At 70.6% G+C, this 21,381-nt stretch carries 23 protein-coding genes; 11 read left to right on the top strand and 12 right to left on the bottom strand.

What is annotated here, in order from left to right:
* The first annotated feature begins 301 nt into the window (after positions 1-301).
* Positions 302-862, top strand: coding sequence for a DinB family protein (locus AB0M70_RS09410; protein ID WP_365818098.1), 561 nt, complete (start codon positions 302-304; stop codon positions 860-862).
* A 68-nt stretch (positions 863-930) separates the two neighbouring features.
* On the opposite strand, the gene AB0M70_RS09405 is transcribed toward AB0M70_RS09410, so the two are convergent.
* On the bottom strand, positions 931-1,512 hold the full coding sequence (locus tag AB0M70_RS09405; RefSeq protein WP_365818096.1) for a TetR/AcrR family transcriptional regulator: 582 nt from the start codon (positions 1,510-1,512) through the stop codon (positions 931-933).
* Between the two features lie 135 nt (positions 1,513-1,647).
* Here AB0M70_RS09405 and AB0M70_RS09400 point away from each other — a divergent pair, with 135 nt between their 5' ends.
* Positions 1,648-2,772 (top strand): agmatine deiminase family protein, encoded by a 1,125-nt coding sequence (locus AB0M70_RS09400; protein ID WP_365818094.1) that lies wholly within the window; start codon positions 1,648-1,650, stop codon positions 2,770-2,772.
* A 126-nt stretch (positions 2,773-2,898) separates the two neighbouring features.
* Here the strand turns inward: AB0M70_RS09400 and AB0M70_RS09395 are convergent, their stop codons facing one another.
* Positions 2,899-4,026 (bottom strand): S1 family peptidase, encoded by a 1,128-nt coding sequence (locus tag AB0M70_RS09395; protein ID WP_365818092.1) that lies wholly within the window; start codon positions 4,024-4,026, stop codon positions 2,899-2,901.
* Positions 4,027-4,159: 133 nt separating this feature from the next.
* The gene (locus AB0M70_RS09390; protein ID WP_365818090.1) at positions 4,160-5,158 is read right to left on the bottom strand and encodes a WYL domain-containing protein; all 999 of its coding nucleotides are present in this window, start codon (positions 5,156-5,158) and stop codon (positions 4,160-4,162) included.
* A gap of 92 nt (positions 5,159-5,250) precedes the next feature.
* On the opposite strand from AB0M70_RS09390, the gene AB0M70_RS09385 reads away from it, so the two are divergent.
* The 4 genes from AB0M70_RS09385 (at position 5,251) to AB0M70_RS09370 (ending at position 7,417) form a co-directional block, all read left to right on the top strand.
* Positions 5,251-5,712: a VOC family protein gene (locus tag AB0M70_RS09385; RefSeq protein ID WP_365818088.1), complete on the top strand. Its 462-nt coding sequence runs from the start codon at positions 5,251-5,253 to the stop codon at positions 5,710-5,712.
* Between the two features lie 122 nt (positions 5,713-5,834).
* A complete protein-coding gene (locus tag AB0M70_RS09380; RefSeq protein ID WP_365818086.1) occupies positions 5,835-6,026 on the top strand; it encodes a CsbD family protein in 192 nt (63 codons plus the stop codon).
* A gap of 204 nt (positions 6,027-6,230) precedes the next feature.
* Positions 6,231-6,647, top strand: a complete 417-nt coding sequence (locus tag AB0M70_RS09375; protein WP_365818084.1) for a hypothetical protein — start codon at positions 6,231-6,233, stop codon at positions 6,645-6,647.
* Positions 6,648-6,730: 83 nt separating this feature from the next.
* On the top strand, positions 6,731-7,417 hold the full coding sequence (locus tag AB0M70_RS09370) for a DUF6766 family protein (protein ID WP_365818082.1): 687 nt from the start codon (positions 6,731-6,733) through the stop codon (positions 7,415-7,417).
* 27 nt (positions 7,418-7,444) lie between these two features.
* On the opposite strand, the gene AB0M70_RS09365 is transcribed toward AB0M70_RS09370, so the two are convergent.
* The 5 genes from AB0M70_RS09365 to AB0M70_RS09345 all read right to left on the bottom strand — a co-directional run bounded on the left by AB0M70_RS09365 (position 7,445) and on the right by AB0M70_RS09345 (position 12,416).
* Positions 7,445-8,224, bottom strand: a complete 780-nt coding sequence (locus tag AB0M70_RS09365; RefSeq protein ID WP_365818080.1) for a uracil-DNA glycosylase — start codon at positions 8,222-8,224, stop codon at positions 7,445-7,447.
* Positions 8,221-8,769 carry an isochorismatase family cysteine hydrolase gene (locus AB0M70_RS09360; protein ID WP_365818078.1) on the bottom strand — a complete coding sequence of 183 codons (549 nt, stop codon included), beginning with the start codon at positions 8,767-8,769 and terminating at the stop codon, positions 8,221-8,223. Before AB0M70_RS09360 ends, AB0M70_RS09365 begins: the two co-directional genes overlap by 4 nt.
* A 69-nt stretch (positions 8,770-8,838) precedes the next feature.
* On the bottom strand, positions 8,839-9,402 hold the full coding sequence (locus AB0M70_RS09355) for a YceI family protein (protein ID WP_365818076.1): 564 nt from the start codon (positions 9,400-9,402) through the stop codon (positions 8,839-8,841).
* Positions 9,403-9,545: 143 nt separating this feature from the next.
* Complete coding sequence (locus tag AB0M70_RS09350; protein WP_365818074.1) at positions 9,546-11,051, bottom strand: SulP family inorganic anion transporter; 1,506 nt, start codon at positions 11,049-11,051, stop codon at positions 9,546-9,548.
* A gap of 141 nt (positions 11,052-11,192) precedes the next feature.
* Positions 11,193-12,416, bottom strand: a complete 1,224-nt coding sequence (locus AB0M70_RS09345; RefSeq protein WP_365818072.1) for a 4-hydroxybenzoate 3-monooxygenase — start codon at positions 12,414-12,416, stop codon at positions 11,193-11,195.
* Positions 12,417-12,620: 204 nt separating this feature from the next.
* Here AB0M70_RS09345 and AB0M70_RS09340 point away from each other — a divergent pair, with 204 nt between their 5' ends.
* Positions 12,621-13,034: a hypothetical protein gene (locus AB0M70_RS09340; protein ID WP_365818070.1), complete on the top strand. Its 414-nt coding sequence runs from the start codon at positions 12,621-12,623 to the stop codon at positions 13,032-13,034.
* 79 nt (positions 13,035-13,113) lie between these two features.
* Complete coding sequence (gene cpt, locus AB0M70_RS09335) at positions 13,114-13,647, top strand: chloramphenicol phosphotransferase CPT (protein ID WP_365818068.1); 534 nt, start codon at positions 13,114-13,116, stop codon at positions 13,645-13,647.
* A 152-nt stretch (positions 13,648-13,799) separates the two neighbouring features.
* Here the strand turns inward: cpt and AB0M70_RS09330 are convergent, their stop codons facing one another.
* The 3 genes from AB0M70_RS09330 to AB0M70_RS09320 form a co-directional block, all read right to left on the bottom strand.
* Positions 13,800-14,156 (bottom strand): PRC-barrel domain-containing protein, encoded by a 357-nt coding sequence (locus tag AB0M70_RS09330; RefSeq protein ID WP_365818066.1) that lies wholly within the window; start codon positions 14,154-14,156, stop codon positions 13,800-13,802.
* 162 nt (positions 14,157-14,318) lie between these two features.
* Entirely contained in the window at positions 14,319-16,382 is a 2,064-nt protein-coding gene (locus AB0M70_RS09325; RefSeq protein ID WP_365818064.1) for a CocE/NonD family hydrolase, read from the bottom strand.
* An 80-nt stretch (positions 16,383-16,462) separates the two neighbouring features.
* Positions 16,463-17,767, bottom strand: coding sequence for an ATP-grasp domain-containing protein (locus tag AB0M70_RS09320; RefSeq protein WP_365818062.1), 1,305 nt, complete (start codon positions 17,765-17,767; stop codon positions 16,463-16,465).
* Positions 17,768-18,190: 423 nt separating this feature from the next.
* Between AB0M70_RS09320 and AB0M70_RS09315 the strand changes: the two genes are divergently transcribed.
* Genes AB0M70_RS09315 through AB0M70_RS09305 form a run of 3 tightly spaced genes read left to right on the top strand, consistent with a single transcriptional unit; the run spans position 18,191 to position 20,184 of the window.
* Positions 18,191-18,829 (top strand): HemK2/MTQ2 family protein methyltransferase, encoded by a 639-nt coding sequence (locus AB0M70_RS09315; protein WP_365818060.1) that lies wholly within the window; start codon positions 18,191-18,193, stop codon positions 18,827-18,829.
* Positions 18,813-19,148: a CDGSH iron-sulfur domain-containing protein gene (locus AB0M70_RS09310; protein ID WP_365818058.1), complete on the top strand. Its 336-nt coding sequence runs from the start codon at positions 18,813-18,815 to the stop codon at positions 19,146-19,148. Before AB0M70_RS09315 ends, AB0M70_RS09310 begins: the two co-directional genes overlap by 17 nt.
* The gene (locus AB0M70_RS09305) at positions 19,138-20,184 is read left to right on the top strand and encodes an iron-containing redox enzyme family protein (protein ID WP_365818056.1); all 1,047 of its coding nucleotides are present in this window, start codon (positions 19,138-19,140) and stop codon (positions 20,182-20,184) included. The genes AB0M70_RS09310 and AB0M70_RS09305 overlap by 11 nt, the downstream gene beginning before the upstream one ends.
* A 145-nt stretch (positions 20,185-20,329) precedes the next feature.
* Here AB0M70_RS09305 and AB0M70_RS09300 read toward each other — a convergent pair whose 3' ends face one another.
* A complete protein-coding gene (locus tag AB0M70_RS09300; RefSeq protein ID WP_365818054.1) occupies positions 20,330-21,343 on the bottom strand; it encodes a MerR family transcriptional regulator in 1,014 nt (337 codons plus the stop codon).
* Positions 21,344-21,381 lie beyond the last annotated feature (38 nt).

Here is a 21,381-nt window from a genome sequence, read left to right as displayed (position 1 = left end):
ACGGCCACTGCGACCGCGACGGGAAGGGCTCTGCGCGGACCTCCTTGCCGCCGGGAAGAACGGGACCTCTGCCATACCTGCTCACGCACGCGCCAACTCCTGGGGATACATGGAAGAAAACCAGCGGCATTTGCCGGTCTCAGCATGTCCGGGGGCGACGGCCCGGCACGATCCTGCTGGCCGCCCGGCCCGAGGTAGGGATATCCCCCGGGCAGCCCGTGATCTAGGACAGCGTCTGACCTATACGCCTCTTAACGTGTTCCTCGACCGGCGAGACAGGCACACCGGAAGGCGAAGCACCATGACTGCGACCGAAGCGACCACCACCTCCGACCAGGCAGCGGCCCCGACCGTCACGGGCGAGCGCGCCGAGTGGCTGGAGACGCTGGCCAAGCACCGCCACTTCCTGCGCTTCACCGCACGTGACCTCACCGACGAGCAGGCCGGGCAGCGGACCACCGCCAGTGCGCTGTGCGTCGGCGGCCTGATCAAGCACGTCACCGCGGTGGAGGAGTCCTGGGTGGGCTTCATTCTGGACGGCCCGGCGTCGATGCCGGACTTCACGGCCATGACCGAGGCCGACTGGGCCGCCCGCGCGGACAGCTTCCGGCTGCTGCCCGGCGAGACGCTGGCAGGCGTGTTTGCCGACTACGCCGAGGTGGCCCGCCGGACCGACGAAGTGGTCGCCACCCTGCCCGACCTGGACGTCTCGTGGCCGCTGCCGAAGGCTCCGTGGTCCGAGGACGGCGCGCAGTGGTCGGCCCGGCAGGTCCTGATGCACATCGTGACGGAGACAGCCCAGCACTCGGGCCACGCCGACATCATCCGCGAGTCCCTGGACGGTGCGACGAGCATGGCGTGAGGCGGGTCGACCACCGGCCTCCCCCACTGACCTAATTTTCAGTGGCGTAGGGCTCTACCTTCAATCCGCTACTTCTCCCGCAGCAGCGCCAGCTCGGCGTCGACGGCTCCGCGCATCAGCTCACGCGCGTGGTCGATGCGCAGGCCGCCGCTGAGCCAGCGCATGCTGAGCCCTTCGAGCAGGGCGGTGAGCCGCTCAGCCGCCGCGGCCAGGGCGGGCGCCGGGGCCGTCGGCTGCACCTGACCGAGGAGGGCTGCCACCTCCTGGACCCACACCAGGGTGGCCCTGGCGAGGTCTTCGCGCAGCACCTCGTCGAAGACGGCGCTCGCCCGCAGCTCGCCCCACGCGGTGCTGTTCTCCCTGACCACCTGGGTGTCCTGCAGTTCGAGCAGGAGGGTCTCGTCCAGTTCCGCACGCGGGGACAGGGGTTCGGCGTCCGTCGCGCGGTCGGTGGTGTACCGCTCGGCGCGGTCGTTGATGAACTCCAGCGTGTGGCGCAGGATCCCGGTGCGGTCCTTGAAGTGGTAGTAGATCAATCCGGTCGACACCCCGGCCTCGGCGGCGAGTTCTTCTACGCGCAGGCCGCGGACGCCGCGACGGGCGATGAGCCGTGCGGCCGCTTCGAGGATCTGAGTGGTGCGAGACGCCATGGATCCAGACCCTATCGGGCCCTTCCGGGCGCGGCGCTCCGGGATGCACCCGCTTCTTTGACTGAATTTTCAGTTTGTGTCAGAGTCGGACATCATCACAGCCGTGTGACCCCCCTCAACTGTCCGGAGCACACCGTGTCCCCTCTCTTCCCCTCGCGTCGCACCACCCTCCGGACGCTCGCCGGAATCGGCACCGCCGCCCTCGGTGCCTCGGCGTGCGGGCCGGGCGCCGAGGCCACGACAGCCAAGGGGCTGCGCATGGGCGCCGAGTGGGAGAGCCACGCGCGCACCTTCATGTCGTGGCCCGCCCTGGAGTCGGTGTGGGAGGAGGACCTCCCGTACGTACGCGAGGACATCGCGCGCGTCGCCCGTGCCATCGCGGAGTACGAGTACGTCGTGATGCTGGCCAGGCCCGAGCAGCGGAAGGCCGCCCAGAAGGCCTGCGGGAGCGACGTCGAGGTCATCTCCCTGGCCGTCGACGACCTGTGGGCCCGTGACACCGTGCCCGTGTTCGTGGAGCAGGACGGTGACGTGGTCGGCATCGACCTCAACTTCAACGGGTGGGGGAACAAGCAGGAGCACACCAACGACGCCCGCGTGGGCCGCTCGCTCCTGCCGGAGTACGGCATCCCGCGCAGGAAGGCTCCCCTGGTCGCCGAGGGCGGCTCCTTCGAGACCGACGGCGAGGGCACTCTCCTCATCACCGAGAGCTCGATCGTCAACGACAACCGCAACCGGGGAAAGAGCCGGGACCAGATCGAGTCCGAGCTCAAGCGGACGCTGGGCGTCGAGAAGGTGATCTGGCTGGCCGGCGTGCGCGGTGAGGACATCACCGACGCGCACGTGGACAGCCTCGTGCGGTTCACCGCACCCGGTGTGGTGCTTCTCGACCGCGCGGTTCCCGGCATGCCCGCCGACTCCTGGTCGCGGTCGGCCGACCAGGCCAAGGCTGTGCTGGGCGAGGCAAAGGACGCCAGGGGCCGGTCCTTCGAAGTCGTCGATCTGCCGCAGCCCGACCCGGACAGGATCAGGGGCGAGGGCGACGACTTCGTCTCGACGTACACCAATTTCTACGTCGCCAACGACGCTGTGTTCCTGCCCGAGTTCGGGGACCGGAAGGCCGACCGACGCGCGCAGAGCATCCTGCGCGAGCACTTCCCCGAGCGGGACGTCGTGCCTGTCCGGATCGACACCATCGCCTCCGGCGGGGGCGGCATCCACTGCTCCACCCACGACCAGCCCGGCAAGCCGGTCGACTGACGGGCTTCACCGCTGACCGGCTTCACCGCATCGCGGCGCCGCACGCCCGGGGGGGGGCGGTCGGCGCCGCGATGGTCAGGGCTCCTGTCTGTCAGGGCTCCTGGCTGTCAGGGCTGCGTACGCCCCTCAGTTGCCGCCCGCGCCGATCTCGGCACCGACTGCCTCCAGCGCGGTGGTCACGGGCTGGAAGAAGGTCTCGCCGCCCGCGGTGCAGTCGCCGCTGCCGCCCGAGGTGAGGCCGATCGCGCTGCCGTCGGCGGTGAACAACGAGCCCCCGCTGTCCCCGGGTTCGGCACAGACGTCGGTCTGGATGAGTCCGCTGACGGTGCCTTCCGGATAGTTCACCGTGGCGTTGAGGCCGGTGACCGCGCCGGACTGGAGGCCGGTGGTGCTGCCCATGCGGGACACCTCCTGCCCGACCGCCGCCTCGGCGGCCTGCACGATCTCCGTGGTCTGACCGTCGCCGGTGTTGACCGTGCTCGGGGCCTCCGTCGCCGGGTCGTCGTACGTGACCAGCGCGAAGTCGCCGTCACCGGGGAAGGTGGCGGCCTGGACGGTTCCGATGGCCGCACCGTCCTGGGCGTCGGACCAGCTTTCGGCGGCCACCCCGCAGTGCCCCGCCGTGAGGAAGCCGGGGCTGCCGTCCTCGGTCGTCACGTTGAAGCCGAGCGAGCAGCGTGCGCCGCCTCCGAAAATGGCGTCACCGCCCGCCGCGAAGGGCTTGAACTCCCCGGCGGACTTCTGGATGCGGGCCATGCCCGAGCCGAGTGAGTCGACGGTCGCCTCGAGCTTGTCCCAGCGTTCGCCGGTGACGGTGCGGTCGGCCGTGACGACGACCTGATTGGTCCTGGGGTCGGTGGCCCACGCGGTGCCGGGGATGGTGGCCCGACTGGCCAACGTCTTGGTGGCCGAGCCCAGTTCGCCGGAACTGTTGTCGACGGTGCGCAGCACCGCTCCCGCTCTCTTCACCTGCACGTCGACCGCGTTGTTGTCGCCCACGACGTTGACGACGAGCTGCTGCTTCTCCTCGTCGTAGTACGCCCCGGCGTAGGAGTCACCCAGTTGCGAGGCCAACGGCTTGACCAGCTTCGTCGCCGATGCCGCGCTGAGCCTCTTGGCAGCGGCCCCTGAACCGGTCTCCGACCCCGACTGCGAGGCGTTGGCCTGCTGCAGCAGGACGGCCGTCGCGACCATGCCCAATGCCGCAGCCCCTGCCAGCACGGCCTTTCGCTTGGGTATTCGCTTGTGCCTCAACTCGTCGCCTCCTGTGGGGGATTTCCGAATACGCTCACCGGCCGGAGCCGGGGACATGTCCGGTCCTAGATACGGGTGCGACGAGAGTTGTGTTCATCGAACGGGAGTTGCGTTTTCCGCGGGTGTCGACGGCTCAGAGTGTCTCGACGTCCGGCGACGGCGGGGCAGTTGGGGCGGCCGAGCGAAGTCTCTGCGCCAGTGCACGACAGCGTTCGCCCAGCTCCGGTGGATCGAGCACCTCGAAGTCGTGGCCCAGCAGGAGGACGTGCAGGAGCACGGCGTCCAGGCGCTCGGCGCCGCTGAGCACCTCGCAGCACCCGCTCCCCCGCGGCCGTACGACCGCCGCCGAGGCCGGAATCTGCGCGCGCACCGTGTCGGCCGGCGCGTGCACGAGGAAGCGCGCCTGATGCTTGTAGACCCGGCTGGCCACACCTTCCTGTACGTACGCGGCGGCGTCGGGCGCCTCCCGCGGGCTGAACCGGAAGGTCCGCGCGGACGCGTCGGTCATCCGGTCGACGCGGAAGCTGCGCCAGTCGTCGCGGTCGAGGTCGTAGGCGAGGAGATACCAGCGCCGGTCGGAGGCGACCAGGCGGTAGGGCTCTACGCGGCGCCCTCGCACCTGGCCCCTGGACGGATAGTCGAAACCGGCCTCGACCTCGTCGCGGCACGCCCTGGCCAGCGTCATGAGCACCCCGGGATCGACGGGCGCGCGGCCTCCCCCGAAGACGTCCACCGAGTCGGAGAGCGCGCGCACCTCGTGCCGCAGCCGCGCGGGCAGCACCTGGTCGAGCTTGGACAGGGCCCGCAGCGCGGCGTCACCGGCTCCGGCGACCGCGCCGCCCGCCCCCGCGAGCAGGGACACCGCGGTCGCGATCGCCTCCTGGTCGTCGAGCAGCAGGGGCGGCAGTTCGCGCCCCGGGCCGAGCCGGTAGCCGCCGCCCACGCCTTGGCCCGCGTACACCGGATAGCCGAGTGTGCGCAGCCGTTCCACATCCCGCCGTACGGTGCGTGTCGTGACCCCGAGCCGGTCGGCGAGCTCGGGGCCGGTCCACGCCTGGCGCTGCTGGAGCAGCCCAAGCAGGGTGAGCACGCGCTCGGTCGTCCCCAGGTCGTCGTCGAGTCCCTCGTCCATGAGGGCCACCCTGCCAGGAATGGCGGACCGATCCTGTCCGCCTTCCCTGGCAGGGTGAAGGCCACGAGTCCCGCCACGAACGGAGCAGTCCGATGAGCCGTCACCTCCAGATCACCTTCGACGCCCACGACCCGCGGGCTCTGTCCTCCTTCTGGCGCGACGCGTTGGGCTACGTCCACCCCGGCCCGCCCGGGGTCGACCTGCCCGAGGGCGCCGACGCGCTCGCGGCGTGGGACGAGTTCCTCGCCCGGATCGGCGTACCGGAGGACCAGCGCAACACCAGGTCGGCCATCGAGGACCCTCAGGGAGACGGGCCGCGGGTGTTCTTCCAGCAGGTCCCGGAGGGCAAGACCGCCAAGAACCGCGTCCACCTCGACGTCCGTGCGGCCCCCGGCCTCCAGGGGGAGGAGCGCATGGCGGCTTTGGAGGCCGAGTGCGACCGCCTCGTCGCGCTGGGGGCAAAGCGGGTGCGTCGCGACGAGCCCGCTCCCCCGTTGAGCGCCGGTCACCTCGTGATGACCGACCCCGAGGGCAACGAGTTCTGCCTGGACTGAGCCCCGACGTCACGGTGCGTGACCGCTGGACGGGCGAGGTCTCCGTGTCCCGCTTACGTTGAACGCAGAGGCCCACACCGTGTGTGACACCCGGTGGGCGCTGTACCGACAAAGGAGTGGTCATGGCTGACAAGGGCGGCATGGACAAGATGAAGGGCAAGGCCAAGGAGATGACCGGCAAGGTCACGGGCGACCGCGGCAAGCAGGCCGAGGGCAAGATGGACCAGGCCAAGGGCGAGGCCAAGAAGGCCATGGGCGGCGCCCGTGACCGTGCCGAGGACGCGCGCGACTCCATGAAGCGCCGCGACGCCTGACCAGACTCCGCAGAAGCCCCCGCCCACTCCCGTGCGGGGGCTTCGTGCCGTTCCGGGCCCCCTCTCGGCCGTTTCTAGGCCGCCGAGATGAATCGTTCCGCTCGCCACAGCGTGTCGGGCGCGTGGGGGCAGCCGGCCGCGAAGGTGTGCGGCATCGTCTCCCGGACCGGCGGTCCGTGAAGAGGAGCAGATCTGGTGCGCGCCATGCGGGGAGCGAGAGCGGGTGCCCTCGCGGCAGTGCTGCTGGCCGCCGCCCTGAGCGGCTGCGGCAGCGTCCAGGAGCGCGAGGACTCCGCGTCGGCGGTGGTGCTCCGCTTCCAGGAGCACCTGCGGATGACGGACACCGCGCGCGGCTGCGCGGCGCTGGCCCCCGGGACCCGCGACGAGCTGGAGCAGAACGCCGAACTGCCCTGCACGCGCGCCCTGTCCGACGCGGGGCTGCCCAAGGCGGGCACGGCGGACGAGGTGCGCGCCGTCGATGTGTACGGGCGTCAGGCCCGTGTCGTGACGAACCGCGACACGCTCTTCCTGTCGTCCTTCCCCGGCGGGTGGAAGATCACGGCGGCCGGCTGCACCGAGCGCCCGGAGATGCCGTATCAGTGTCTGATCAAGGGCGGTTGACGGGTGCGGTCGTTGTTCACGCTGTATCTCCTGATGGTGACCGGAGGCCTTGTCTACTGCATCACCCTGGGGCTGATGCAGCGATGACGCGGGCGAGACGCTTTCTGCGCGACAACGGGCTGACCCTGGTGTTCGGCGCCGGTTTCGTCCTCACCCTGGCCGGCCAGGCGATCGCCGGGCACGCCGACTTCAACAATCACCTCATCGCCGAGCAACTGCGGCCGGTGAGCTTCGGCGGCTATCTCCTCACCTCCGACTTCGCCGTGGACGTGACGGAGAACTGGCAGTCGGAGTACCTGCAGTTCTTCCTCTACATCTTCGGCACGGTCTGGCTGCTGCAGCGCGGATCGCCCGAGTCCAAGGAGCTCGGCAAGGCGGGCCTCGAAGCGGACAAGGACCAGAAGGTCGGGCCGTACGCGAAGGCCGACTCGCCGCGCTGGGCGGCTGCCGGCGGCGCGCGGCAGGCCTGGTACTCCCGGTCCCTCGGCATCCTCATGTGCACGTTGTTCCTGTTCTCCTGGCTGGCGCAGTCCGTCACCGGCGCGGCCGCGTACAACGAGGAACACCTGCGGGAACTCCAGGCGCCCATCAGCTGGTTGCAGTACCTGGGCGCCGCCGACTTCTGGAACCGCACGCTGCAGAACTGGCAGTCCGAACTGCTGGCCGTCGGGTCGATGGCCATCTTCTCCGTGTATCTGCGCCAGCGGGGCTCGCCGGAGTCGAAGCCGGTCGGCTCGGCCCATGACTCGACCGGGGTCGAGGGCGGCTGAGGCCACGGGTGGCGACCGCCTCGCCGGTCAGTCCTGCCCGTGCTCCCGTGCGTAGGGCGCGATGCCCGCCTCGCCCGCCGCCTCCCGCAGGACGTCCTTGAGCATGTCCGGGGTCAGCCGGCCGGTGAACGTGTTCCGCTGGCTGACGTGGAAGCAGCCGTACAGGGTGACGGGGCCCGGCCCGGCCTGTCCGGACTCGGCAGCCGCCGAGCGGCCTGCGGCCACCTCCGCGTCGTCACGCTGCAGCGTCACCCGCGCTCCGTGCGCGAACCGCGGCCGGGGCTTCGGCACGCGCCAGCCCGCCGCCGCGAACGCCGGCAGGGCGGCCTGCCAGCCGAACGCCCCCAGGATCACGGCCGACCGCAGCCGGGGCCCCAGCAACTCCATCTCCCGTACGAGCCACGGCCTGCACGTGTCGCGCTCGCCGGGGGTGGGCTTGTTCTCGGGCGGCGCACAGTGCACCGGAGAGGTCACCCGCACCCCGCGCAGCGTCAGGCCGTCGTCGACGGACACCGCGAGCGGGCTCGACGCGAGGCCCAGCTCGTACATCGCCCGGTAGAGGACGTCCCCGGAACGGTCGCCCGTGAACATCCGGCCCGTCCGGTTCCCGCCGTGCGCCGCGGGCGCGAGGCCGATGACGAGCATGGAGGCGTCCGGCGGCCCGAACCCGGGCACCGGCCGGGCCCAGTACGTCCAGTCCATGAAGGCGGCCCGTTTGACCCGACCCACCTCCTCCCGCCACTCGACGAGGCGGGGGCAGGCGAAGCACTCCGTGACCCGCGCGTCCAGTTCGTCCAGCGGGTTCATGCGGACCCGAACAGCGCCTCGTCGGTGGAGCGGACCAGGCGTGCCTGCATGTTCCGTTCCATCATCTGCAAGGCGGCCGCCGCGAGGTCACCCTGGATGCTGGCGCAGGCGTCCTCGGCCACGACGACGTCCAGGTGTCTGATGTGCGCGTCGAGCGCCGAGTACAGGACGCACTGCTCGGTCACCTGGCCGCACAGGAGCACGGACTCGATGCCGCGCTGGCGCAGCAGGTACTCCAGAGGGGTGTCGTAGAAGATCGAGTGCCGGGCCTTCACCACGAAGAGCGAGTCGCCCTCGGGGCGGATGGGGGCGACCAGATCGGCGTGCGGACCGCTCAGGGCGATGTCGAGGAGCTCGTCGTGGTGCGAGCGCCACAGGCCGAAGTTGTCGTTGGCGTAGATCACCGCGACGTCCTTCTCCCGTGCCCGCTCGATCAGTCTGCGGACGTTGGGCAGGACTTCCTCGACCGACTTACGGAGGATTTCCGCGTCGGGGTGGTCGTACGTGTTGATCATGTCGATGACGATGAGAGCCTCTACAGCCATGCTCCGAGTCCATCACGAGCCGCACCCGGATCGACGGACGCCCCGCCTGAGAGCGCGCTGACGCCTGCCTCACGGGCCGCCGGGACCGGTTGATCCGCCGACGACCCCTTCGACCGCTTCGACCGCGAGGTGGATGTCCAGGCGGCGTCCGGTCATGCCCTTCGCCGTGGTCACTCCGAACGCGTACCGATCGACGGTGGCCGTGCCCTCGACGGTCAGGCGTCCTCCGTTCAGCTGGAGCGCCCCGACCGTGACGGCCACGGGCCGCGTGACGCCTCGTACCGTCAACTCGCCCTGCAGCACGGCCGTGCCCGTCGCGGACCGCGTCACCTGCCGGCTGCGGAACTCGATCTCCGGGTGCCTGGCCGCGTCCAAGTAGTCGGCGGACGTGACGTGCCGGTCGCGGGGCCGCAGACCGGAGTCGAACGAGGCCGCCCCGACCGTGACGTCCACCGAGGACGTGTCGACGGGGTCGGCCACGGTGATCTGTCCCCGGGTGATGCCGAAGGTGCCCCGGACCAGGAACAGGCCGAAGACCGTGCGCGTGCGGAACCGCACTGTCGAGGCCGCCGCGTCGATTTCGTACGTACCGCTCCTCGGCACGCTCTGTTCAGTCGGACTCGCCGGGACCATGGCCTCGACGCCTCCCTCTGCCGGCGTCCGCGGGGGCTCGGACACCCCCGCGGTACTCACCTCAGCGTGACGGAACGGGTGCGGTGCGGGGCAGAGACGGATGTCGCCGGTCCCCCGGTACAAAAGTCATCCGTGCCGGACTCTCAGTGCCCGCCGGTGAGTTCGCCGGTGAGCTTCTCGTGGATCTGGGCGCTCGGCTTGTTCAGGCCGACGATCTCCACGGTCTTGCCGCGCTGGGCGTACTTGGTCTCGATCGCGTCCAGGGCGGCCACGGACGAGGCGTCCCAGATGTGGGCGGCCGTCAGGTCGATGACGACCTGGTCGGGATCGCCCGCGTAGTCGAACTGTCCGACGATGTCGTTGGACGAGGCGAAGAACAGCTCGCCGGTGACGGCATAGGTCACCCGGCCGCCGTCCGGGTCGGTGGAAGCGGTGACCTCGGCGAGGTGCGCGACGCGCCTGGCGAAGATGACCATCGCGGTGATCGATCCCGCGACCACGCCGACGGCGAGGTTGTGCGTGGCGACCACGCACACCACGGTGACGACCATGACCGCGATCTCACCGGCCGGCATCCGCTTGAGCGTCTTGGGGGCGACGGAGTGCCAGTCGAAGGTCGCGAAGCAGACCATCACCATCACGGCGACCAGCGCGGCCATGGGGATGTCGGAGACGACGGGCCCGAAGACGATGCACAGGACCATCAGGAAGGCGCCCGCGAGGAAGGTGGACAGCCGCGTGCGGGCCCCGGACACCTTCACGTTGATCATCGTCTGGCCGATCATGGCACAGCCGCCCATGCCGCCGAAGAAGCCGGTGACGATGTTGGCGATGCCCTGGCCGATGGACTCACGGGTCTTGGAGGAAGGGGTGTCGGTGATGTCGTCGACGAGCTTGGCGGTCATCAGGGACTCCATCAGGCCGACCAGCGCCATGGCGAACGCGTAGGGCGCGATGGTCGTCAACGTGTCCAGGGTGAACGGCACATCGGGCAGCCCCGGCATCGGCAGGGAGGACGGCAGCTCGCCCTTGTCGCCGACGGTCGGCACCGCGATCCCGGCGCCGACCGTGATGACCGTGAGGATCACGATGGACGCGAGGGGTGCCGGGACCACCTTGGTGACCTTCGGGAAGAACACCATGAGGCCGAGCCCGGCCGCGATCAGCGGATAGACGGGCCAGGGCACGTCGTGCATCTCGGGGACCTGCGCCATGAAGATGAGGATGGCGAGGGAGTTGACGAAGCCGACCATCACGCTGCGCGGCACGAAACGCATCAGCTTGGCGACCCCGAGCGCGCCGAGGACGATCTGGAAGACGCCGGCCAGGATGACGGCCGCGACGAGATGACCGAGTCCGTGCTCACGGTTGAGCGGGGCGATGACCAGGGCCACCGCGCCGGTCGCCGCGGAGATCATCGCCCGGCGTCCGCCGACGATCGAGATCGTCACGGCCATGGTGCAGGAGGCGAAGAGTCCGATCGCGGGGTCGACCCCGGCGATCACGGAGAACGAGATCGCCTCGGGGATCAGCGCGAGCGCGACCACCAGACCGGCGAGCACCTCGGTGCGCCACACCTTCGGGTCGGACAGCCAGTCGGGGCGCAGGCCACGCAGCCGGGCGGCCGGGGACGGTGCGGACGTGGACAAGAGAGGTACCTGTCATGCTCGGGCAGCGCCTGGCATCACCCTGGGCGTGCGGGAAGAAGGAGCCGGGAGCGCTGCGCTCGGCGGCTGCGACACGGCGGGGGGTCCCCCCACCCTAACCGGGCAGCGCGCACCCGCAGATCCTCAGCCATCGGCCCGCTTCCCGATGTAGACCTCGGCGAACGCGGCCGCCGCCGCCGGCGAGCCGAGGATCCCGCGCAGCCGCGCGGTCGCGATGCCCGCCTGGAAGGGGTCACCCGACGACGCCCCGTGCAGCAGCTCCGAGAGCCACCGGGAGAACTCCTGGTACTGCCACACCTTCGGCAGACATGCCTCCGAGTAACCGCTCAGACCGCTCTCGTCCCCGTCCGCGCAGTAGGCGACGAGTGCGTCACCGAGCAACAGGGCGTCGTGCAGGGCGAGGTTCATGCCCTTCGCCGCGATCGGGGCGGCGAGGTGTGCGGCGTCGCCCGCCAGGTACAGGCGCCCGTACGCCATGGGTTCCACCACGTAGTTGTGCATGTCGAGGACGCGTTTCTCGATCAGTGGCCCCTCGGTGAGCGGCGGCGCGCCCGCCACCGTGAGGCGGGCGTGCAGCTCGGACCAGACGCGCTCGTGCGGCCAGTTCTCGGGGTCGTCGCCGGGCGGGCACTCCAGGTAGTAGCGGGTGACCTCGGGGCTTCGGGCCATGTGGGCCGCGAAGCCGCGCGGATGCAGGCCGAAGACGACGCAGTCCGAGGACGGCGGCGCCTGCGCGAGGAGGGCGAGCCAGCCGATGCCGTAGTCGTGCCGGGCGACGGTGGCCCGCCGCGCCGCGGCGTAGGTCCGCGTCACGCCGCGCGCGCCGTCGCAGCCCGCGACGGCGTCACACTCGATGTGGACACGCTCGCCGCTCTCCGGGTCGGTGTACGACACCGACGGGCGGTCCGTGTCGATGCCGTGCAGTTCCACGTCGCGTACGCCGAAGCGGATGTCGCCGCCCGCCCGGTCGGCGTAGGCGCCCACCAGGTCCGTCACCAACAGGGGCTGGGGGTAGACGAAGTGGCGGTGCCCGGAGAGCTCCGCGTACGCGAACCGGTGGCGCTCCCCCGCCCAGCGGAACTCGCACTCGCCGTGCGTCTGCGCGTGCGCCAGGAGCCGGTCGGCCAGACCCCGCTGTTGCAGGGCGCGCACGGCCCATTCCTCGATGAAGCCCGCGCGGGGCCGCTGTTCGATGAACTCCCTGCTCTCCGTCTCCAGGACCACGCAGTCGACGGAGGCGGCGCGGAGGATGTTGGCGACGGCGAGGCCCGCCGGTCCGGCCCCCACGACGACGATGCGGGCACGCCGTCGGGGCGCGGAGGGCTCGGGAGCCGAGGCGAGGTTCATCCGAAAATTATGACGCGGACACGACGAGCGGGAGACCACCGGGCCGATGTCCGTCGGGACGGCGGCCGTCGAATGTGGTGCGACAATCTGCCCGGGACCACGCCCGTGCCCGATCTCCGGTGCGTCGTCCCGTTGCGGGAGGCGCCGGTCACGGATGTCCCCGGGGCAGCGGCGCCCCGGCGGACCGGCGGTGGGGAGGAAACCATGGTGGTGGAGTGGCGGTACATCGCCAAAGGGGTGCGGGTCGTTCCCGAGCCTGTTGCCACGCCCTTCATCTGGACGGGAGCCTATGCGGGTGCCTTCGTGCTGGTGATGGTGCTCGATCTGCTCGGTGCGCTCGACCGGACGGGGATCGCGCTCGCGGCTCTCTCGGTCCTTGCCGCGCTCCTCGGGCTGCGGGGCCGTTTCGTCGCGGCACCGGGGACGGCCCTGTTGTGCTGGCTGCTCCTGAATTTCTTTGCCGCGCATCCCATCGGCGAGATCTCCTGGGCCGGACACCGGGACCCCGAGTGGATCACGTGTCTGCTGATCGCGGCCCTCGTCGGCACGACGGCGGGCCGGGTCCTGCACGCGCGAGCCGCCTACCGACGGGTCAGCCCGTACGACGGCAGAGGCTGACCAAGCGGACCGCGGACGGCACCCGGGGCGGGGCCGAAATCCGTTTCCGGTGGCGCGGTGCTGCTCCTACTGTGGCGCGGTGACCACTCAAGTGATCGTCCTCAACGGCGGGTCCAGTTCCGGTAAGTCCGGCATCGCGCGGTGCCTGCAGGCGGTGCTGCCCGATCCGTGGTTGACCTTCGGCTGCGACACACTGGTCGACGCCATGCCCGCGGCCATGCGGACCGCTTCGGAGGGAATCGAGATCGCCGACGACGGCAAGGTCGCCGTCGGCCCCGCGTTCCGGACCCTTGAGGCGGCCTGGATCGAGGGGATCGCCTCGATGGCCCGCGCCGGAGCCCGGATCATCGTCGACGAGGTCTTTCTCGGCGGTCCGGCCTCCCAGGAGCGGTGGCACAAAGCCCTCAAGGACGTCGGGGTGCTGTGGGTCGGCGTCCGCTGTGACAGCACGGTCGCCGCGGGCCGGGAGACGGCACGGGGCGACCGGGCCGCCGGGATGGCCGCGTCCCAGGCCGAACTGGTCCACCAGGGCGTGCTCTACGACATGGAAGTGGACACGACGCACACCGAATCCCTGGAATGCGCCCGGGTCATCGCCGCCCGCGTCGGCTGAGCGAAAGCACCGGCGGACGTGAAGTGCGCCGGGCCGGTTTTTCCCGCGCCCCCGCATAAACGCCTCAATAAACGCCTGATGGCGTCCGAGGCAGATGCTGCCTCGGACGCCATCGGTGTCCATGGGGCGGAATGTTCACGCCGCCGTGCTGCTCAGTGACCCGGGCCCATGCCGCCGTAATAGCCGCCGAGCTGGTCACGGTAGGCGGGGTCGCCCAGGTGCTTTTCCTTGTCGAACTCGGGAGCGTCCTTGATCTGCTCCTTGGTGCGCGAGACGAGGATCTTGCGCGCCTCGTGGTCGATGGCGGTCACGGTGCTCGCAGGCAGCAGCACCTCCTTGCCGAAGATCCACACTCCGGTGTCGACCACGATGTACTGGTTGGCGACCTCGTTCGAGTGCTTGTCGACCTTGCCGATGTGGCCGTCGGCGGCCTCGACCTTGTAACCGGTCAGATCGGCGTCCGGGCCGTGCCCGGCGGTGGGAGCGTAGCTCCAGATTTCGTTGCTCATCGAGAACTCCTCAATTCGTTTTCCCCGAGACGCAGGGATTCACATGGCGGGAGGAGATGATCAACCTCCAACGCACCGGGTGCCCTGCCGCATAGGGGCCAAACAGAAAATTCCGGCCGTCTCACCACGGCATTCCGCCGTGGTGTCACGACAAGCGCGGTGTCACAGCAAGTCGCGGGGCACGGTCTCATTCCAGGTACGCGAGAAAACCCTCCGGTCACCCTCGTAACCGTCCAGGGTGGCGTCCACCCGGAAGGTGTCCTCGTCGCAGCTGAGGACCGTGCGCGTCTCCACCCGTACGTCCCAGTCGTCGCGCTTGAAGGACATCGTCCAGGCCGATTCGCCGGTCGCGGAGGTGAAGTCCTCGGCCCTGGAGGTGTAGCGCTCGTAGGCGCGGCGGCCGACGTCGAGGTTGATGTCCTCGAGGCGCACCGTCCCCCGGTCCTTGACGATCTCCAGCTCCGCGGCGTAGTCGACCAGGTCACGCTTGACCTGCCAGCGCTCCTCGGGAGCGACCAGCTGGACGGGAGACCTCGGCCGCATGCCCTCCGGTTCGCCGAAGGGCTGCTCCGGCAGGGCGTCGGGCTCCGAGACCGGGCGGACCGGCAGTGTCAGGGTGCTCGACGTCTCGTACACGGTCAGGAGCACCGGCTTGGGCGGCGGCCAGGCCAGCGGCCAGTACGAGGTGGACAGGGACACGCGGATGCGGTGGCCCGGCGGGAAGGCCTGGGCGACGCCGTTGAGCGGGATGGAGGCGCGGTATCGGCGCCCCGGTTCGAGGGGACGCGGATCACCGTGGGCCTCGCTGCGGGTGAGGTTGAGCAGGCCGTAGCTGACACGCGTGGCGCTGCCGTCGGGCGCCACGTCGGACAGCCGTACCGCGACCATGGCCACCGGCTGGTTGACGCTCAGGTCGAGGTCGACGGAGGGCGAGCCGAGGATCTCCGTGCGCTCGGTCAGCGGGTCGGTCTCGAAGACCAGCGAGCCGCCGTCCTCCTCACGCTGGTCGTAGGGCAGGTCGGGGGGCGCGTTGTAGGAGGCCCACTTCCCGCCGAACTGGCCTACGGACAGCGGTGATTGGACGGACAGCCCCTCGCCCGCACCCGTCCGCTCCCCCTCGGGGGAATCGCGCGACGCGTCCGTCTCCGAGACCGGCTCGGAAAGCCCGTGGCGGGTGAGGCGCCGCACGACGGGCGTGATGTGCGGGGACGGCCAGGACGGCTCGCCCACCCAGCGTCCAGGACGCTCCTCGTACGACGTGGAGGGCGGGACACTGTCCTGCATCCACGTCCGCAGCATCGGCCCGTCCATGACGCCGTTGTCGACGCCCTTCAGCCAGTGGTCCCACCAGCGCACCACTTCCTGGAGGTAGCCGATGGCGGGGCCCGGCTCACCGAGGTGCGGGAACTTGTGGGACCAGGGGCCGATCAGGCCCTTGCGCGGCACGTCCAGATTGCCGAGCAGCCGCGTCACCGCGTTCGAGTAGCCGTCCGCCCAACCGCTGGAGGCGAGGACGGGCGTGCGCACGGCCTGGTAGTCCTCGCAGACCGAGGCGTGCCGCCAGTAGTCGTCGCGGCGCTGGTGCCTGAGCCATTCCAGCACCCAGGGGCGGGTGCCCTCCATCCGCTCGTGCCACATGTCGCGCCAGCGATCGCCGACCATGACCGGGTCCGGGGGCATGGTGCCGTAGGCGAACATGGTGCCCGCCTCGGCGAGGTTGTCCGACAGGAGCTGGCCGCCCATGTAGTGCATGTCGTCGGCGTACCGGTCGTCGGTGAAGGACGCGATGACGATGGCGCGCAGGCTCTCCGGCTGCCGCGCGGCGACCTGCAGCGCGGCGAAGGCGCCCCAGGAGAGCCCCATCATGCCGGTGGTGCCGTCGCACCAGGGCTGGTCGGCGAGCCAGGCCAGGACATCCTCGGCGTCGGTCTGCTCCTGCTCCAGGTACTCGTCCTTGAGCACCCCTTCGGAGTCGCCGGTGCCACGCAAATCCACGCGGACGCAGGCGTAACCGTGCCCCGCGATATAGGGGTGATGGATGGAGTCGCGCTCGGCGGTCAGGTCACGCTGCCGGTAGGGGATGTACTCCAGGATCGCGGGGACGGGGTCCTGGTCGGAGGACGTCGGCCGCCAGATGCGGGCCGCGAGGCGGGTTCCGTCCGCCGCGGGGATGGTGACGTTCTCCTCTTCTTTGGTCTCGTACGGAAGGTCGCTCACATAGCGCAAGCCGAGACGCTCCTTCGTGTTGCGGGGGTGCTTTCGTGGGGGGTGTTTGTGGGGGGGGTGATTGGGAGGGTGTTCGGCGTTCAGTCGTTCTTCGTCTCGCGGCCACCGGGTTCGGCCTCGTCGAAGGTGAGTCCGAGGGCCGCCACGCACTGGTCGTACTTGGCCCGCATGTCCTCCTCACTCTCGCCGCCGGTGAAGATATGGGCCACCTCGTAGCTGTAGCTGTCCTGCTGGGAGATGTCCGAGAGCCGCTGTCCCTCCTCGGGCACCACGTCGATGCGCACTCCGGGGATACGCCGCTCGATGCTCTCGATGTCCTTGCGCGAGGGCACGTTGTGCACGGTGGCGTCGGCGAACCAGCGGTAGTACCACTTCGCCGCCGTGGCGTAGTCGCCCTTGCGGTGCGGCAGCTCGGGGTCCTTGCCGAGGGCGAGGCTCAGCATGCAGTGGTGGTTGGGCACCCCGTCGACGTACTCGAACATCTCCGCGTGCGACTGGGAGTGGCGCGGGTTGATCTCGAGGAGGTTGAGCTCGTCGGACCGCGGCTCGTAGAAGTACTCGATGCTGAACGTTGCCGCGTCCATGCCAATCTGACGCATCACCCGTTCCGAGATGTCCCGCAGTCGCTCCTGCACGGGCTCGGGGAGCCGCGAGGGGTACTGGTGGCGCAGGAAGCACGGTGAGTCGGGGTACTGGATCGAGTCGATGATCCCGTAGATGGTCACCTCGCCCTCATGGACGTAGCCCTCGACCGCGACCTGGATGCCGGTGAGCGCGCCCTCGGCCAGGCAGACCTGGCCGCCCACGTCGGCCATCTCCGGGGGCAGGTCGACGCGGGCCAGAATGTCCTCGAAAGGCCGCCCGATGCGGCCCATCCCCTCGCGGATGCGGGCGGCCGCCTCGGAGAACTCCTCCTGGTCCTTGACCCCGTACGCCAGTTCCGAGGAGTAGGACAGCGCGGGCTTGAGCCACATCGGGAAGTCCATGCCCTCGGGCGGCTTGGGGTCGGCGCTCTCCGTGTCGACGCGGCCGAAGGGCGGATGGGCGTCGGAGACGCGCCGCTGTTCCAGGCGGCTCCAGTACTTGTGCTCGCACTTGACCACGGAATCCAGGCTGGTGCTCCGCGTTCCGTAGCGCTCGCTGAGGATCGGCACGAGCGTGCTGACGGGGAAGTCCCAGTAACCCACGATCGCGTCGATGTGACCGTCGAACGCGTCGAGTATCCCCTCCGCCTTCTCCAGCAGCGCGGGGACGGACACCTCTCCACTCTGCAGCTCGTCGACTGTCAGGAGGGGGTGGAAGACGTAGTCCTGCGCGTCGGGGACCGCGCGCAGCGTCGGAAGATTGGCCTCGTCCAGGCCGAGTACGAAGATATTGAGCGGCATGGCGCCCTTTCTGTGTCCGGGGTGCCAGCGGCTGTTCCGCTGAGTGGCTGAGAAGGCCGCGTACCCAGGTGGCAGTGGCGCAATCGCGACCCCTCCTCCTCGTCCTTCCTCCGCTGCCGGGCCCGATGGCTCGAAGCGGTCCGTACGTGTGCGCCCCGGTTGGCAGGGCACCTGGGAGATCGACAGTCGCGGGAGCGAGCCCCGAGCAGCCGAGGAATTCATGAGGCCAGAGAGACACCCGGTCGGTCCGACTCGTCGTTCGACCCGTCACTGTGTGTCACCACCCGAGTGGTGGCAGGTGCGGGATGAGCGGAGTGTGGTGAGAGGGCCGGACCAGGCGGGGCACCGTCCGGCCGGCCCCGCAATCACCGGAGGTGCGTGATGGTCGCCGATACAGCCGTTGGTGCGGCCCCGGGACGCCTGATGACCCTTCCCGGGGTCTACGCACCGCAGGACGACACGGGTCTGCTCGCTCGCGCCCTGGGCCGCGAGGCCATCGGCCCCGGCGCCGATCTGCTGGACCTCGGCACCGGCAGCGGTGCGCTGGCCGTCCACGCGGCGCGGCTCGGCGCCCAGGTGACGGCCGTGGACATCGCGCGGCGTGCCGTACTGACCGCCCGCCTCAACGCGCTGGTGGCGCGGCAGCGCATCACCGTCCTGCGGGGCGACCTCACGTCCGCCGTTCCCGGGCGGTCCTACGACTTCGTGGCGAGCAATCCTCCGTACGTGCCCTCGCCTTCCGGCCAGGTGCCACGGCGCGGCGCGGCGCGTTCCTGGGACGCTGGACAGGACGGCCGCGCGCTGGTCGACCGCATCTGCGACGCGGCGCCCGCGGTGCTGCGCCCCGGAGGTGTGCTGCTCATGGTCCATTCGGCGCTGTGTGACACCGACGCCACACTGGCCCGGCTCTCCACGGCCGGCCTCGAGGCCTCGGTCACCGACCGCGCGCTCATTCCGTTCGGGCCGGTCCTGCGCTCACGCCAGGCCTTCCTGCGCAGGCAGGGGCTGCTGGGCGACGAGGAGAAGGAAGAACTGGTGGTCATCCGTGCCGAACGCACCTGAACCCGCGCCGGCCGGGTCCGGCCGGGAGCCACGGCCGCGCCGGGTCACGATCGACCCCGAGGGGCCGCTGCTGGTCGAGGGGCCCGTCGAGGTCGTCGCCGAGGACGGCAGCGTCGTGGCCTCCCGGCGCTTCACCACCGCGATCTGCACGTGCCGCCGCAGCCGCGCCTACCCGTGGTGCGACACGAGCCACCGCCGCCGCGTGAAGCCCGAGGACACCGAGCGCACCGAGGACGCCAGGGCCGCCGAGGCAGCCCCCGACGCCACTGCCGCCACCGACGAGCACACCAAGGGGGAGGAAGCACCCGATGCCCGCTGAGAACCAGACGCTCCCGGACGGTCTCCGCGAGTCACGCCACACGAGCCCCACCCTGCCCGAGCCCCGCGGCGTGCTGTCCGAGCTCGTCATCAACACCCTGCGCGCGGGCGGGAGTTCAGGGCCGCTGCCCCTCGACACGCACGACGCCGACCCGTACGGCGACGACCTCCAGCTCGCTCTCTACACGCTCTACGAGCTGCACTACCAGGGCTTCGACGGGGTCCGCGAGGACCTCGAATGGGACCCCGAGCTGCTGGGTCTTCGCCGCGCGCTCGAAGGACGCTTCCTTGGCGCGCTGCGCGCCAACTGCCGCTCCACGGACAGCGCCGAACGCGCCCTGGCCGACCTGCTCCTCGAGCCGATCGGCCACGTTCCGACCAGTGTCAGCCACCATCTGCAACGCGACGGCGAGCTGTGGCAGCTCAGGGAGTACGCGGCGCTGCGCTCCCTGTACCACCTCAAGGAGGCAGACCCGCACGCCTGGGTCATCCCCCGGCTGCACGGCCGGGCCAAGGCGGGCATGGTGGCCGTCGAGTTCGACGAGTTCGGGGCGGGACGGGCCGAGGACATCCACGCCCGGCTCTACGCCGACCTCATGCGGGACCTCTCCCTTGAGACCGCCTACGGCCACTACCTCGACGCGGCTCCGGCGGAGGCACTCGCGACGGTCAATCTGATGTCCCTGCTCGGCCTGCACCGGGCGCTGCGCGGAGCCCTCGTCGGACACTTCGCCGCCGTCGAGGTGACGTCGTCCCCGGGCTCGCGACGGCTGGCCAAGGCGATGCGCACGTGCGGTGCCGGTAAGGCGGCCGAGCGGTTCTACGACGAACACGTGGAGGCCGACGCCGTGCACGAACAGGTGGTGCGCCGCGACGTGATCGGCGGCCTGCTCGCGAGCGAACCCGGCCTGGAGTCCGACGTGGTCTTCGGCATCGAGGCCACGGACTTCCTGGAGGACCGCCTGGGCGCCCGCCTCCTGGCCGCCTGGCCCAAGGGACGAAGCGCACTTCGAACACCGCTGACACCAGTGGGCTGAGCCCTCACGGGCCACGCGGGACGCAAACGCCCCGTGCCTGTCCGCGTCCCCACCACACACGCTGCCGAACCGGGCCAACGCCTGGCGCAGGCCGGAGAGCCGCAGTGCGGGTCGCCGACGGCAGCGGGCCAACTCTCCCGAGGCTCTACGCCGTCCCCCGGTCAACCCCGGCCGCGCCGCGAGCCCTGCCGATCTGGGTCAGTGCCTCGGGCAGGCTTGTGGGGCGTAGTGCGCCGCGGAGGGTGGGGCCCGCCCAGCCGGGGCCGGCCAGCATGACCGTGGGGCGGCCGCGGGCGCCTCGTACGCCCCAGCGGGTCTCGGCGATGTGGCGGGCCAGTGGGACGCTCGCCGTCGAGCGGGCCTGGGCCCACAGGACCACGACGGCCGGGCCCGTCCTCCGTACGGCGGACGAGACCGCCTCGACCGGCACGGCGGCGCCGAACATGCGCTGCGGGACGCCCAGTTCACCAAGGGCCGCGCTGAGCGCCTCCAGCGGGAGCGAATGCTGTTCGCCCGGTACGCAGGCCAGCACAAGGGGCGCGCTCGCGGCCGTTACCGTCGGCGCCATGGAGCAACGGTGCAGGGTGCGGGAGACGTGCCACGACAGCAGGTGCTCGACCTCCACGTAACGGTCGCCGGCCTCTTCCCACTTGCGGCCCACCGCGTGCAGCGTCGGCACCATCACCTCCTGCCACGCGGTGACCAGACTGTGGCTCTCCACCGCGTCGTCCAGCAGGTCCTGCATGGTGGGCGCGTCGAGCCGCACGGCCGCGCGCGACAGGCCCCGCTGACGGCGGACGAACGTGTCGGGGGACGGCGCCGTCTGACGTGCCCGCCGCCTCGGCCGCGGCACGGCGGCCGGGCCGGGCGCGGCCCCGGATTCCACGTCGGGATCGAGCAGCTTCAGCGCCTGGTGAGCGGCCTCGGCAGGCGGCACCCCCGAGGAAGTGAGGCGGCCCATCTCCTCCACCATGGCGACATCCCGCTCCGACCAGCGGCGATGGTGACCGGGATCGCGCCGGGCAGGACCGAGGCCGTATCTGCGGTCCCAGGTCCGCAGCGTCGTCGGTGACACCCCCAGCCGCCGTGCCAGGGTCCCGGTGGTGACGCCGGTGCCCGCCGGTTCGCTGCTCTGACCGCGGCGTTTCCCCTCGCTCATCCGGCCACGATACGACGCACAACCGATGCGAGTTGCCG

The organism is Streptomyces sp. NPDC051214 (assembly GCF_040682375.1).
GTDB lineage: Bacteria > Actinomycetota > Actinomycetes > Streptomycetales > Streptomycetaceae > Streptomyces.
The sequence above is the reverse complement of the archived record's forward strand: the minus strand, read 5'-3'. Positions and strand labels throughout refer to the sequence as shown.